Annotated in this window: 11 protein-coding genes and 1 pseudogene; 4 read left to right on the top strand and 8 right to left on the bottom strand. The window is 56.9% G+C overall.

Features of this window, described 5'->3' with window-relative positions:
• Positions 1-7 precede the first annotated feature (7 nt).
• The 7 genes from ACXAH0_RS20355 to ACXAH0_RS20325 all read right to left on the bottom strand — a co-directional run bounded on the left by ACXAH0_RS20355 (position 8) and on the right by ACXAH0_RS20325 (position 9,513).
• On the bottom strand, positions 8-1,030 hold the full coding sequence (locus ACXAH0_RS20355) for an AAA family ATPase (protein WP_475194635.1): 1,023 nt from the start codon (positions 1,028-1,030) through the stop codon (positions 8-10).
• A 132-nt stretch (positions 1,031-1,162) separates the two neighbouring features.
• The gene (locus ACXAH0_RS20350) at positions 1,163-2,764 is read right to left on the bottom strand and encodes an arylsulfatase (protein WP_475194629.1); all 1,602 of its coding nucleotides are present in this window, start codon (positions 2,762-2,764) and stop codon (positions 1,163-1,165) included.
• Positions 2,765-3,027: 263 nt separating this feature from the next.
• Positions 3,028-3,840, bottom strand: coding sequence for a hypothetical protein (locus ACXAH0_RS20345; protein ID WP_475194627.1), 813 nt, complete (start codon positions 3,838-3,840; stop codon positions 3,028-3,030).
• A 95-nt stretch (positions 3,841-3,935) separates the two neighbouring features.
• Positions 3,936-5,885 (bottom strand): multiheme c-type cytochrome, encoded by a 1,950-nt coding sequence (locus ACXAH0_RS20340; protein ID WP_475194624.1) that lies wholly within the window; start codon positions 5,883-5,885, stop codon positions 3,936-3,938.
• Positions 5,886-5,921: 36 nt separating this feature from the next.
• Positions 5,922-6,731 (bottom strand): HAD family hydrolase, encoded by an 810-nt coding sequence (locus ACXAH0_RS20335; protein WP_475194620.1) that lies wholly within the window; start codon positions 6,729-6,731, stop codon positions 5,922-5,924.
• A 38-nt stretch (positions 6,732-6,769) separates the two neighbouring features.
• Positions 6,770-7,756 (bottom strand): HAD family hydrolase, encoded by a 987-nt coding sequence (locus ACXAH0_RS20330; RefSeq protein ID WP_475194615.1) that lies wholly within the window; start codon positions 7,754-7,756, stop codon positions 6,770-6,772.
• Between the two features lie 92 nt (positions 7,757-7,848).
• On the bottom strand, positions 7,849-9,513 hold the full coding sequence (locus ACXAH0_RS20325; RefSeq protein WP_475194609.1) for an arylsulfatase: 1,665 nt from the start codon (positions 9,511-9,513) through the stop codon (positions 7,849-7,851).
• Positions 9,514-9,735: 222 nt separating this feature from the next.
• On the opposite strand from ACXAH0_RS20325, the gene ACXAH0_RS20320 reads away from it, so the two are divergent.
• Positions 9,736-10,614 (top strand): ABC transporter substrate-binding protein, encoded by an 879-nt coding sequence (locus tag ACXAH0_RS20320; protein ID WP_475194606.1) that lies wholly within the window; start codon positions 9,736-9,738, stop codon positions 10,612-10,614.
• Positions 10,615-11,100: 486 nt separating this feature from the next.
• Positions 11,101-11,265: pseudogene (locus ACXAH0_RS20315) on the top strand (transposase); the annotation flags it as partial.
• A gap of 395 nt (positions 11,266-11,660) precedes the next feature.
• Here the strand turns inward: ACXAH0_RS20315 and ACXAH0_RS20310 are convergent.
• A complete protein-coding gene (locus tag ACXAH0_RS20310) occupies positions 11,661-12,722 on the bottom strand; it encodes a trypsin-like serine peptidase (RefSeq protein ID WP_475194601.1) in 1,062 nt (353 codons plus the stop codon).
• A gap of 94 nt (positions 12,723-12,816) precedes the next feature.
• On the opposite strand from ACXAH0_RS20310, the gene ACXAH0_RS20305 reads away from it, so the two are divergent.
• Complete coding sequence (locus ACXAH0_RS20305; protein WP_475194595.1) at positions 12,817-13,845, top strand: hypothetical protein; 1,029 nt, start codon at positions 12,817-12,819, stop codon at positions 13,843-13,845.
• A gap of 191 nt (positions 13,846-14,036) precedes the next feature.
• Positions 14,037-14,600 (top strand): hypothetical protein, encoded by a 564-nt coding sequence (locus tag ACXAH0_RS20300; RefSeq protein ID WP_475194589.1) that lies wholly within the window; start codon positions 14,037-14,039, stop codon positions 14,598-14,600.
• Positions 14,601-14,667: the final 67 nt, after the last annotated feature.

Genomic DNA, 14,667 nt, shown 5'->3' with positions numbered 1-14,667 from the left:
TTCCTCCCTAGGGCAGCGCAACCTGCGCGGTCAGTTCGGCAACGACATGATCCGGCCCGATGCCTTCCCCCTGGGCTTCGAAAGTCAGACCGAGCCGATGGCGTAAGACATCCGGTACGATCGCCCTGACATCTTCGGGATCGACATAGTCTCGCCCGGCGAGCCATGCATGGGTCCGGCCACACTTGTCCAGCGCGAGAGAGGCGCGGGGCGAAGCGCCGATCTCGATCCATCGTTTCAGGTTATCGCCGTACCCGTCGGGAAACCTTGTTGCATTGACCAGATCCGCCATATAGCGCTCCATTGCCTCCGAAACGTGAACGGCGCCGATTTCCTGCCGGGCATCGAAGATTGCCTTTTGAGAGATCGGCGCATCGCCGGGAATGTCGGCCTCGGATTGCGGCTCACCGCCAGGCTGCGGTGCCACTAGAGCGGCAATCTCCTCGCCGCGCACCAGCCGGATGACCTCAACCTCGTCTTCCACCGGCGGGTAGGTGATCAGGACGTGCATCAGGAACCGGTCCATCTGCGCCTCGGGCAGCGGATAGGTTCCTTCTTGCTCCACGGGGTTTTGAGTCGCCATGACCATGAAAAGCGGCTCCATCTTGTGTGTCTTGCCACTGACCGTGACCTGGCGCTCCTCCATCGCCTCCAAAAGCGCCGCCTGCACCTTGGCGGGTGCCCGGTTGATCTCGTCGGCAAGCACGATATTGGCGAAGATCGGGCCGGGCTCGAAGCGGAATTCCGACTGAGCACCGGCCTGATAGTAGATCTCCGTTCCAGTGACATCGGAGGGCAACAGGTCCGGCGTGAACTGTATGCGGCTGAAGTCGGCCTCAAGGTTTTTCGCCAAAGCCTTGATCGCGCGGGTCTTGGCGAGGCCAGGCAATCCCTCCACCAGCAGGTTGCCGTTGGCCAGAAGTCCGATGAGAAGGCGGTCGATCACATCCCGCTGGCCGATGATGGTTTTTCCCATGCGGGTGCGAAGTTCGAGGATCTGGTCACGGGGAGGAGTTGCCGGACTGCTCATGGCGCAGGGTCCTGTTATAAAACGAGGGTGAGAAACGTGCCGACCACCACTCGGGGACGATCAAGCATCGATGTTTCCTGGACGACCGGTAAAAAGCTCCCGGTCGTCCATCTGTTACAAAAACGCTTTCCCTTACTGGTTCACGTTCGGAACGGTCAGCTTGTCCATGACCTGTTCGAGCGAGAAGCTCGCAGCCTTTTGGCGTGGCGGGAATTCCTGGAAGGTTGCCAGGAAGTTGCCCACATATTGCTGGGCAGGCACCAGCAGATAGGCCCGGTCGATCAGCCAGTCATAGTAGGTGTTGGAAGTCCTGTAGGATCGCTCATACGGGTCGCGGCGCAGATTGAAGATCAGCGGAACACGCAATTCCGTGAAAGGCTGCATCCATGCCCGGAAGGTCGCCCATTTCTCCTGCTCCATGAACACGAGTTTCCATTCGTCGTAGCGCAGAGAGGTCAGGTCGCCATCGTCAGAGAAATAGAAGATCTCGTGACGGGGGCCTTTGTCTTCCTCACCCTTGAAGAAGGGCAGGAAATTGTAACCGTCCAGGTGAACCTTGTATTCGCGACCGATCGCCTGGACGCCGCCTTCCTTCAGTTCCTCTTTGATGTTCGGACGGCCCGCCGCCGCCAGATAGGTTGGCAACCAGTCCATGTGGTGCATGATCTCGTTGGAAACGGATCCAGGCTCGATCACGCCTGGCCAGCGCACCATCGAGGGCACGCGCCAGGCGCCTTCCCAGTTGGTGTTCTTCTCGCTCCAGAACGGAGTCATGGCGGCATCCGGCCATGTGTTCATATGCGGGCCGTTATCGGTGGAGTAATGCACGATGGTTTTGTCGGCGATGCCGAGTTCATCCAACACGTCCAGCAATTGGCCGACATGCAGGTCGTGCTGGATCATGCCAGCGGAATACTCATCCACGTGATGGCCCGCGATTTCGTTGGCGCGCTGACGCATGTCGTCGCCGACATGGGTGCGGAAATGCATGCGTGTGCCGTTCCACCAGACATAGAAGGGCTTGCCTTGTTCATTGGCGCGCTTGATGAAGTTGATGGCCGCAGCGACGGTTTCATCGTCGACCGTTTCCATGCGCTTCTTCGTCAGCGGTCCGGTGTCTTCGATATTGCCGTCCGCGGACGACTTCAGGACACCGCGCGGACCGAAGGCTTCGCGGAACGTGCGTCCGTCGGCGAGTTCAACATCACCCGGATAGTCCTCATTCTCCGGTTCTTCTTCCGCATTCAGGTGATAGAGATTACCGAAAAACTCGTCGAAACCATGATTGGTCGGCAGGTGTTCGTCCTTGTCGCCCAGGTGATTCTTGCCGAATTGACCGGTCATGTAGCCTTCAGCCTTCAGAAGTCCGGCAATGGTCGGATCCTCTTCCTGCATGCCGAGATCCGCACCCGGAAGCCCAACTTTGGACAAGCCGGTGCGGAACACGCTCTGGCCCATGATGTAGGACGAACGGCCGGCGGTGCAGGACTGCTCGCCGTAATAGTCTGTGAAGATCATGCCTTCGTCGGCGACACGGTCGATGTTGGGGGTGCGGTAACCCATCAGCCCCATCGTGTAGGCGGAGATGTTGGATTGGCCGATATCGTCCCCCCAGATAACGAGAATGTTTGGTTTTTCTGCTTCCTGCGCCTGAGCCGGAGCCCCCGCAAGGGCAAGAGCCCCAACGGCGCACACGGTCAGCTGCGCAGCCAAATGTCTAAATCGTATTCTCATTGTTGGTTCCTTCCCCTGAGATGCAGGTGTACTGGTCGTCCATCGGCTTTGCCTTCGGACTGGAGGCACTCACAAAAATGCATGAGATTTCCAAAGCGTGTATTCATTGATGATGATCAAATCCTCCTAGCTGGTGGTTAGGGTCCACACTGACGGAGATCCTGGGCAGATCGGCCAGACACCTCTTGAGTGCATCGAAAAGAAATCAGAAAGCTCCGCAAGATCGCTTTCCAGAATGTCTCGTTCCGGCTTGCCCCCGATGACTAGAAACTGATGGCGACGCCCATCATCGGGCCGTGGGTGACGGTGTCGTAGGCAAAGGCCGATGTGCCCGACTTGTCGTTGTCATAGTCGACGCCTGTGGCCTTGTACTGTAGGTGCAGGGCAACCCTGTCGTTGAAGTGGTAACCGACACCGCCCTGAAGCCCCCAGGTGAAGTCGGAAACAAGGCCGAATCCACCCACATTGCCACTGCCGTAAAGAGACCATTTGGGTGCAACGAATACCTGCCCGCGCAAACCGATGACGGGGTCAATCCACTGTTCTGTGATTGTTCGGGTGAAGGTGTTGGCTGGCGTGTTGGCCGTGACCTTCAGCTGGTTGTACCACCAGCGCCCGCCGGCATAGGCTTCGGCCCAGTTCCGGTCCTGATGCCAGAACCGGTAGCCGAAAAACGCTTCGGTGACGAGTTGCTTGACCCCCGCATCGACAGTTCCGCCAACCCGCGGGAAGGTGCGTCCCTTGCCCAGATCCATGTAGGCCATATCCAGGGTGGCACCAAAGCGATTGTCATAAAGCGCCTCGAAATGTCCCATGGCGCCGAATTGAAGGTTCTCGAAAATCGTCCCGGGAGAAACGTCAAGGGAGGTCGACGGCAAGCGTCCGATGCGAGAGTCGCCCTGGATTGTCGGCGCGAGAAGATAGGGTGCGACGACAAATTTCCAAGCGCGTTCGATGCGAACGTCCGGGGCGGGATCCGGAGCTGAAGCGCTTGGCAGGTCTGCCGCTTGTGCTTGGTTCTGGAACAGGAGGCAGCCGAGGACCATTGCCGCTTTAGAAAGATGTGTCTTCAGCATTATTGCCACCTTGTGCTCAGGAGTCGGATAGCGCGCCCGGTCACACCTGTCTTTTAGTGCGATGCCGACTGGATTGGTTCGACGTCCGTGAAAATTCATCGAAATTGCGCCTTATACTGTTCAAGGGTTGGGTCGCCCGGATTTGCCAACAACGCCTTTTGCAGGGCGAGTTGCGCGCCGGCCATGTCCCTGACTGCCAGCCTGATGCGCACCTGCATGACCCAGGCGTTGACCAGTTGCGGGTCGAGTCGCGTGACTTCCTCAAAAGCGGCAATGGCCGCTGGCGCGTTGCGCATGACGAGGGCCGTGCCACCGAGCACCATATGGATTTCGGGAAAGTCGGCCTTGTTGGCCAGAGATTGTTGCCATTCGCCGGTTGCCTTGGCCGCCGCTTGCGACAGCGCGTCCGGCAGGTTGGCAACCCTGGCAGTGGCGACCAGGCGGGCCGCCGCGAGCCTGACGGCCTTGACGGGATCGTTCAGGGCTGGACTTATCCTTTGGATTCTGTCAGGCAGCGGCGCCTGTTGCTGCAAGGCGACGGCAGCGGCCCTAACCAAAGGATCCGGATCCTGAATGAGCTCGGCCGCGTCCCCGGCAAGAGAGGGCGTCGCCGAGGGCAGAAGCAGTTCCTGGGCGGACGCGCGCACGATGCTGGGCAGCGACGTCTGTTGTGCAATCGACAACAGATCGCCGGATCTCACTCCTGTGCTCTGTCGCGCTTCGGCAAAGACTTCGCTGAAGTGAGGTCCCCGGTGTGCGCTGTCCGGAAAGCGCTGTTCAAGCTCCGCCGCCGCCCATGCCGCGGGTTTGTCCGCATGGCAGTCGTTGCAGGCATTCGGCGTATCCAGCCGGGCCGACAGGTCCGGGCGCGGCACCCGGAAGGAATGATCGCGCCGGCTGTCGATCCCCATATAGGTCCGCTCGATCATGTGGCAGGACTTGCACTCCGCACCTGCCGTGGCCACCTCGTGGAAATGATGAGACGGGTCGTCATAGAGCTTTTTCGTTAGGGTCGGGAAGGCTTCGTTGCCGGCCGGGGAGTGGCACTGGGTGCAAATGGCGTTTCCTTCCGCCTTGAGCTGACTGCCATGCGGTTCGTGGCAGTTCGTGCAGCGCACCCCGTTGGCGTACATTTTCGACTGCAAGAAGGAACCGTAGACATAGACCTCGTCTAGGATCTGGCCGTCGGCGTGATAAAGCCCCGCGCGCAGAAGGGAGAGCCGGTAGGCGTCGTAAAACGGCGTTCCCGGCAACGTATTGCCGTCCTCGAACGCTTCCCGTCTTGAGTGACAGCCGGCGCATTGCTGGATTTCGGTTTCCGGGAGCGCGTCGGTAAAATCGATCAGGAGGCCAGTCTCGCCTGTTCCCGGAAAGGGGCTCGCCGCGTAGGTTTCCTCATCATCGGCCCATGAAACATGCGCCTCGCCAGGTCCGTGACAGGCCTCGCAACCGACACCGATTTCCACCTGCTCGCTGGAATAATTCCGTTCTCTCTGACTGTAATTCTTTTGAAATCCGGTCGCGTGGCATTCGGCGCAGCGGGCGTTCCAGTTCTTGTAGGGCCCCGTCCAGTGTAGCCCGTCCGCCGGTTTCAGCTCCTGATCCGGATAGAGATGATACCAGCGCTTCTGCTCCTGGTCCCAGACCACGTCAAAGGACTGGATGCGCCCGGGTTCGGTCTCGACCAGGTATTGCTGGAGTGGGGCAATGCCAGCAACACCGATGACCTTAAGGGTCTTCGGCCCGTCAGGTACGTCCTCCGTTTCAATGAAATAATCACCGTTTTCGGTATAGAACCGCGTGGTCCGGTTGCGGGCGGTGAATTCAGTATCGTCAAAATCACCATCGACCGTTTCCGGCCCCGGTTCCATCCAGGCTTTGGCGTGGTGGGAGTCTTGCCACGCTGCCGCTTCCGCTTTGTGGCAGCTTGTGCAAACGGCACTGCCGAGATAGGCAGGATGGTCCTTCGTATCCACTTGGGCAGTTGCACTTGCGGCGAAGAAAAGCAGCGCGATGACCGCCGGAAATCCTTTCACGAAAGACATGTTCAAGAAGCCTGATCCCAATTCCTGGTTTTCCGTCTATTTTGGAAAGAGAAACGTCACTGCTGCCCGCGCCCCGAACCCGTCCGGCCCGTTGTCGGAACTCGCCGCATAATATCTGACACCGGCCTGAAAGCTGATCGGCTGTTTGTCTATCGTGACCAGTTTCGAGACCATGGCATTGAGCGGAACAGACCACTCGTTCGATGTCCAGTTGTAGGTGGCCTCCGAATTCAACGTGAATGTCCAGGCGTCTTTTGTCGTGTAGGACAGGAAGGGCTGAAGATAAGTGGAGACGATGAACACCTCGAAGTCGTTTGCACGCAGATAGTCCATCAGCTCGAGCATCGGCTGATAGATCATCGAGGTGTAGAGCATACCCGTCTCCGGGTGTCTGGCGGTTGCGATCCAGTTGGTGACGATGGCATCGAACTGTTTGGTCGTCATGCCGGCATGAGTGGCGGCGACGATCTGGAGGACGCCCTTGTCTCCGAATTCATCCAGCAGCTTGATCCCGCCTGAGAGGGCAGAGGCGAAAGGTTCGCGCTCCTTCCATTCCGGATGCTGGGAGGACAGGTCCTTCAACCGGTCCAGCGCAAAGGCGAGCTGCACATACATGGGCTGCTCGACCCACAGCGTGCCGTCATTGTCGAAGGTGGCGATCCGGTCGTCCGGAGCGACATAGTCCGGACCGCCTTCCGTCGTCACGGCGTCAACGAAATCGATGATGGCCTGCTTTGTCTGGCCGTCGTTCCAAGATGGCAGCGGATCGGTCTGGGCAAGGCTCAGGCCGGCCGAACCGAAGAGCAGAAACACGCTCAGGAACAGTCCCGTAAGTATCCGCTGCATGCTGGTGTCTCCCTTAAACTCAGAACTGTTCGAACCGGTCACTCCGGAAAGACCTGTTTCCAGTCGTTTTTCATGCTGATGATGTGCCAGCCTTCCCCTGAGGCGTCATCCAGCCCCTTGTCGAGTTTTCCGAAATGGGTGTCCCGGTCATAGACGTATTCACGATCCGCATCGTCATGATGAACGAACATGCCCAGCCGCTTGCCGTCCCCGGCGGTCGTGTACTGGATCATCTGGTAGTCGCCGTCGGAGTTGCCGAAAGCCGCGACGGGGCGTTTGCCGATATGGGTCAGGATGCCGACCGGCTTGCCTTCCTTGTCGTCGATAAAGGCAATCTTGGCCGAGCGCTGCAGGGTCGGGACACCGTCGATGACCTTGTAGTCCGTCTGGATGGACGAGCCGACGACCTGTTCCGGCGGGATGCCGTAGATCTCTTCGGTCCAGGGGCGCATGAATTCGATACCGCCGCCGGACACGATGAAGGTCTTGAATCCGTTGGCGCGCAGGTAATCCATCAGCTCGAGCATCGGCTGGTAGACGAGGTCCGTATACGGCTTGTCGAACTTCGGATGTTTTGCGGTCGAGATCCACTCGGAGACGATTTGCTCGAATTCATCCGTGCTCATGCCGGCATGGGTCGCGCCGACAATTTCCAGCAGCCCCTTCTCACCGGCCTTGCCGAGAGTTTCCAGATCGTTGTCGAGCACGGCCTTGAACGGCTGGGTGGTCTTCCACTCCGGATGGTCGGGCGCCATCGCTCTGACCCTGTCGAGCGCGAAGGCGAGCTGGATATACATCGGGTGTTCGACCCACAGTGTGCCGTCATTGTCGAAGGTGGCGATCCGGTCGCCGGGTGCCACATAGTCTGCCCCGCCTTCCGTGGTGACGGCTTCGACGAAGTCGACAATTGCCTGTTTGTTAGCGCCCTCGTTCCAGGAAGGTAGAGGGTCGGATTGGGCACATGCCGCAGAGACGCTGAACACAACACCGGCAACGCAGGATACGATGACACGAAGAAAAGGCATGGCTTCCATTTCAATTTACTCCGGCTTCTTTGCGGTCGAAAAACGTGGTCCGCCCCGCATCTCTGCGGGACGGACACTGGTTGTTGAAGGTATCAATTGCCGGTCGGCATGCCGATGCTGAACCCGTCCTTCTCCAGCTGGTCTTTCGCCCATTTGAAGCGCTGGTACTGTGTGATGGTGACGGGGCCGGAATAGGTCTCGCTCTGAAGCTTGCGCGGCGGATACTTGACGTAAGTCTTCATGAGTTTCTTGACCGCATCGTTGGCCGGAACGACCGCCCAGGTGCTTTCGGTGAAGGTGGTCATGAAGATGTCGTAGCGTTCCTGCGGATCGGCAAGCAGATCGAACACCTGTGGCACGGTGGCGACATATTTCGAGGCGCCTTTCCAGCCGAGGTTGGTATCGACAGCCAGACCACCGGTCTGCGCACCGTCGTCACCGCGCAGGTTGAAGACATATTTGAAGTTGTTGACGCGCACGGCGCCGGGTGTCAGCTCGTCTTCGGTGAAGTAGAACCAGTCCTCGCGCTTGGACTTGCCTTCACCGGTCCAGACCGGGGTCATGTCGTAGCTGTCGAAGATGATCGGCTGGCCTTCCCGGTCTTCTTTGGGCAGGTCGATGCCGGCGACAGAGGCGAAGGTTGCCATCAGGTCGAGGCCCCCCAGGATGTCGTGACTGACGGTGCCGCTCTTGACATGATCAGGCCATCTGACAATGGCCGGTACGCGGCTGCCGCCTTCGCGGATCGTGCCCTTGGTACTGCGGAAGGGCGTGTAGCCGGCATCCGGATAAACGTCCTGCCAGGCGCCGTTGTCCACGGTATAGAACACGACAGTGTTGTCGGAGAGGCCGAGCTCGTCCAGTTTCTTCACCACGTTGCCGACCCGTGCATCGAGTTCGACCACCGAGTCCGCATAGTCGGACTTGGAAATGGATTTGCCGACAAAATCGGGGTGCGGCAGGTTCGGCTGGTGGTTCTTCATGAAATTGACATTGATGAAGAACGGTGTGTCCTTGTCCTTCGCGGCGTCCTCGAGGAACTCGTAGGCTGCCTTTTCGACATAGCCGTCAAGATAGGGGATGCCGACCTTGCCCTTGTCAGGCGTGTCTTCGTTGCCGAGGACCTTGAAGTCTTCCTTGGCCTTTTCGCCCGCATTTCCGGACAGCGACCCGGTCGTGATCTTCGTGAACATTTCGCGCAGCTCCGGGCTCATGTTCTTGTGCCAGGCCGGGTCCGGATAGGTGTAGGCGTTGAGGTGATACAGGAACGCGTATTTCATCACGTCGTAGCCCTGCGCATTGGGCAGGGCGTAGTCGGATTCTCCCAGATGCCATTTCCCGGTGAAATAGGTCTTGTAGCCGCCTTCCTTCAGCATCGAGGCAAGTGTCCATTCCGCCTTCGGCAGGCCGCCTCCCTGGCCCTGGAAGGCCACGGTGGTCAGGCCGGACCGGTTGGGAATGCGGCCGGTCTGGATCGCGGCGCGTCCCGGCGTACAGCTCGGCTGGCCATAGAAATTGGTGAAGGTCATGCCCTCGCTGGCGAGTTGATCGAAATTCGGGGTGGGCATGCCGCGCCCTTCCCCGCCAAGATAGGGGCCGAGGTCGCCCCATCCCGTATCGTCGGAGACGATCAGGAGAATGTTCGGTTTTTGTGCTTCCTGCGCAAGGGCAGCGGCGGAAACCGATAGACTGAACGCGGCAGCCAGGGCGAGGACACCCGCGACCGCTCTTGGTCTCGATGGTCGTTGAGTGGGCATGGATCGTGTATTCATAGCCAATACTCCATTCGTCATTTCTGATCACTTGGCCCGCTTCTTGTTCAACTGTTTGAGCTTCATCAATTCGTTTGAAATCAAGAGCTGTTATAAAATCGGCTTGTTATCTGTCTGAAATCAAATGCGAATGCTTGATGTGAGCGGACATCTGCGAAAGTAAAAACCTTTGAAGTCTCGTAGCGTAAGTTGGACCAAAGGGCAACTATGAAAAAAAAATCGAGAATTGCAGGGAGGGTGCAGCTCGTTTCGTTTCTGTTCACTTGCGTGGTTTTGATCAGCACCGGCATCAATGCACAAGAGCGCGCTCACAAAGTGCTTGTCCTCTACGAGACCGAAAGCACAATCCCGGCAACTCGAGAAATTTTTTCCGGCTTTTTTTCCGAACTTAAGGTCGCACAGCCGGTCGCTACCGAGTTTTACAGCGAGTTTCTGGATCTCATCCGCTTCACGTCGGCGGGTTTCAGAGAAAAATTGTCGGCATTTCTCACTGAGAAATATAGCGATACTTCGATTGATGCGATTGTTGCCGTCGGCTCGAAATCACTCGACATGTCACTCGAGTTGCGCGAACGACTGGGGCGTAACGTGCCAATCGTTTTGGGCGGTGTGAACGAAGCCAGAGTAAAAGACAAAGGCCTTCCGGATAACGTTTACGCGATCGTCAGAAAATTCGACGTTAGAGAGACCGCTCGCCTTGCAAAAACATTGCATCCAGATGCAAACCGGATTGTCGTCATTACTGGATCTGCGCCTTACGACCATGAATGGCTGGAACGCGCTCACAAGATGATGGGTCCAAATTTCGAAGGGCTTGAAGTGGAGTATCTCTCGGAACTGACCCTGGCTCAGTTCAAGACAGCTGCTTCAGACCTTGGCGAGAATACCATTCTGATTGTTCTCACGGTTTTGGAGGATGCCGACGGTCAGAAGTTCATTCCTCGAGACGTCGCTACCGAGATCGCACGGGTGTCAACGGCTCCAGTTTACAGTGTCTACAGCACCTTTTTAGGCACCGGCATAGTTGGCGGGAAGGTAAACCTTTTTGAAGACATAGGTGCAGATATGGCGCGCCTTACCGCCTAGCAGAAACCTTCGACTTACCAAACAAAGCGCTGCAGCAACTTTCTGGAAATACAGTAGCTCGCCCAACAATGCAGGAGCAGGCATTACGCTTTGCCGCTCGGTCCGGCGAATCTCCGCAAAAGCTATCGCGCGAAGAGCAACGCGCTCTCGAGGAATTTGTGTGTGCGAACCACTGCACACTGCTGCTGCTCCCTCTGCTTTTATTACGGCAGCGGCTCGCTCGTCCGGAGTGGGGAAGATCGTCTGAATCTCGTCGGTCGGTATCCGCTCGCGACCCTTCTCCATCAAGCCACTGATGCAGACTGTGACGAACCCGACTCCGAATTGGGACGCTGACACCATAAAACTCTTCCCTTCTTTGTATCCGAAGAGGCCTGCACGGATGCCTTGGCATCCGCTCTGTTCCCCGTCAGCAACCATGAGACATATCGGCGAAATTGCTTAAGGAGGATTTCTGGCACATCGTAGCCCGCCAAGGGAGCGAAGATGAGACAGAAATCCGGGCCGGAAGGATCGGCCGAAAAACATGTGAAAGACATTCGCCGCAAGACCCGGCGCAAATTCTCGGCGGAGGAGAAGATCTGCATTGTACTGGAAGGCTTGCGTGGGGAGTATTCGATCGCCGAGCTGTGTCGGCGTGAGGGGATCGCGCAGCTACTACAACCATCACCGCTATCACGAGAGCCTGAAAAATCTCACCCCGGCCGATGTCTACACAGGTCGCGGACAGATCATCCTGCTCGAACGGGAAAAGACCAAAAGGAGGACCATGAAACAACGGCGCTTGCAGCACGACAAATCCGCTGCTTAATTGAAATCCAGATGCGCCAGACCCTCCTTAAGCAATTTCGCCGATATGTCTCATGGTTGCTGACGGGGAACAGTGTTTGATGATCCGTTCGTTACTCTCGTACATGAGGGTTACCTTTTGGGCTTGAGATGATTGTTTGGTCACAACCATCAAAGCCGGTAACCCTCAGCTTGAAAACCGAGATGTCAGATCAAGTCTCAACTTCTACAAATTAATATATTTGAAACAAGCATTTTTAAGAAGAGCTCAGTCCTCTAAATCGCATTGTCAAAGATTTTGCAGCGTGCGACGACCAAAGCCTAAGCAACCGTTCCCGCAAATACTTATGGTTTTTGTTCGGAAGCTTCCCTTCCGTGATTGCGGCCAACAATCGGGAGGCGCGAATGCCTTCATTGGCCACATAATCTGCTAGCCATGGACGTTTCTCAAAGTCCGTCTTGCTGATCGGATCGCCATTGGTGTCCAGAATTTCGTCTTGCTCGTTCACGCGTGGCACTGCCTTGTGATGCAGGGCGACGACTTCCCATGCCTTGTTAAAGACCGGTCCCCCGGAACTTCCCTTGCGGGTATCGCCCGTATACCAGCAGAACTGTTCGCTTTCCGTGCCGTTCTGAGCAAGCAGGAAATAGGAATTGTGGACTGCGATCGACTTGTAGCCTCCATCTGGGTGCTGAATGATATTCACCGGCATGCCCTCAAGGATCTTTCCTTCACCAAGAAGCGGGTGCCAGCCGAAGGATTTGACGTTGACGCCGGATATGTCGAATGGACTAAGCGCAACGAGCGTGAAATCAAATTCCTTACTAGACATCCAGAAACGATCCGGCTCGATAAAGAACTCTGCTGAAGGCAGCATCGTTCCAAATTTGTGTTCCTCATAATTGAATTCGACGACACTCTGTTCGGCGAGCTTCTTTGTCGGGAGGACGTGGTGGTTGGTCAGGAAAAGCCCTTCGCCGACCAGAAATCCTGACCCGAACAAAAGGCCTCCGGATACAGTAACCCTGCCGACGGGTTTCGCAGCGAGCAGGCCGGCTTCCAGAAATTCGATGGAAACGATGTCATCTGTCTTTCCGATCGCCGCCTCGAGATTGATCTTCAGTGCGTCCGGCGAGTCGACTTTGAGAAAGCCTTGACGCTCGAGAAATCGTTCCTTGCGCTCCTTGCTCACAGCTGAAGAGATCTTGCCGTCCTGAGCGTCCGAAATTGCCCTTTGAATGATCGACGCGCGCTTTTTGTAGCGCTCGATAGCCTCCTCCATCTCGTGGTCACCAAGGGCTTCGATCTTTATACCCATGAGTTGCATTCCCTTAAGTGATGTGTTTAAAAAGTTTAAAAATTAACGCATAAATAGCAACTTCTTTTTTACGTGATGTTAAGTGGAGGGGATAATGCCTAAAATTTCTTTGGCCCGATATTACGAAATTTTGACCGACCTGAATTCAGCCGACGAAGAAATTCTCCGTTATTCGAAAATTGTACAAGGTGAAGGTGGATTCGATTTCAGACTGGTGCCCGACCCGAAAAAGGTCGAGATGTCGGATGACCTGGTGCAGATGGAAAACGCCATGGCCATCGGCAATGGCTTGGCCCGCTGGCGGCGCCGGAGAACCTTCCTGAACCGGTTGAACTCCGGTGAAAAGACCCCGGTTCTCGTATCGGAAGGGGATAGCTGGTTCCAGTTTCCGCTGCTTATCAAAGAGGTTATCGACCAGCTCGGACCGAAATACCGCATCTACTCTGTCGGAGCGGCCGGCGATACTGCGCAAAACATGGTGCATGGACCGCTCAAGGACGGCGGCCGCGAATACATGGCCGCCTTGCGGCAAGTCAGGGACCACGTGAAAGCGTTTCTGTTTTCAGCCGCCGGAAATGACATTATCGGCGAAGATCCAGTAACCGGGGTTGCCGCGCTATATGAGCTTATTCGACCCTTCAACGGCGACACCAGCGACGTCCAGGGGCACATCAACCACGGGGTTTTGAAGGACAAGCTCGATTTTCTGAGAACCGCCTACAAAAAGATGATTACCGACGTCCGGGCCGATTCCTCCTTCGCAAAGCTGCCGATTATCATTCACGGTTACGACTACGCGTTCCCTTACCCCTTTGGAAACAACGACCCGCGCAATCCGAGCTACGCGGCGAACAACGAATGGCTGGGCGAGCCGCTCGATGACCGGAACATCAAGAACGACAACCTGCGCCGGAACATCATCAAGTTCCTGGTGGACGAGCTCTACGTCATGCTTTCAGGCCTGGCGGGGCAGTCAATGAAAACCCGGATCTGGGTTGTCGATTGCAGGGGTGCTCTGCCCAAGGTGACCGACTGGAATGACGAGATCCATGCGACCAACGAGGGTTTCGTGAAGATTGCCGCCCGGTTTGACAAGACGATCAAGGAAGCGTTGAAGCCCTAAGTCCCGTCTCTTGCGAACGCCAGCGGCCTGCGGGAGACCTCGCAGACGTCGCTGGTGAGCGAGGGAGCAACCACTGCAGGGTCGGCAAAATCATCGCGCTCCACGGCACGCAAACGCGATATCCGACACTCACCCGGCTTTGGGAAGATACTGGCGAACGCTGCGCGACAGACGTAATCGCAGGAGGATTCATGGTACTCAAGTTATTTGCATTGCGGCCTCTTGCTGCATTTTCTGTCTCACTCCTGGCCGCAACTGCTCTCATGCCGTCAGAGGCGGTAGCGGAGACCAGTTGTTCGTCGCGCCTGTCGCTTTCCGAAGCCATGAAGGCCGACCCTGGTCTGCAATGGGACCAGCTGCGGCAACTTTGTTCAGACGAGATCGACCGCAACAGGCAGGCCGATCCGATCGGCCATGCCTGGTTCGTGAATGCGGGCAACGGGTTCGTTGGAACTCCGCTCGTCCTGATGAAGCTGTTGCCGGACCTCGCTCCCGAGATCTGGGGGCTGCCTGAGGAAAAATTTGGGCAGTTTGGTCTGTTTCCGGATCCGGCGCTTCCGGACAGAATATTGCCACGCGGGCTCGGGGTAACAGGTAGCCAGGGCCGTCCGGTGGACAGTGAGGGCAATCCTGTTGGAGAAATCGACTATTTGCTGCCTCAGCCGCTGTTCGTAACCCTTTCCTGCGGGGCCTGTCACACCGGTCAAATAGTGTCCGTCGTCATGTATTTTGAGACAGATGGCTGCCTGACTTAAGGAGGGTCTGGCGCACCTGGATTTCAGTTAAGCAGCGGATTTATCGTGCTGCAAGCGCCGTTGTCTC

The sequence above is a fragment of the Roseibium sp. AWQ4_290 genome (assembly GCF_056160985.1).
Note: the sequence above shows the minus strand (reverse complement) of the source record. Positions and strands in the feature narration are given on the sequence as shown.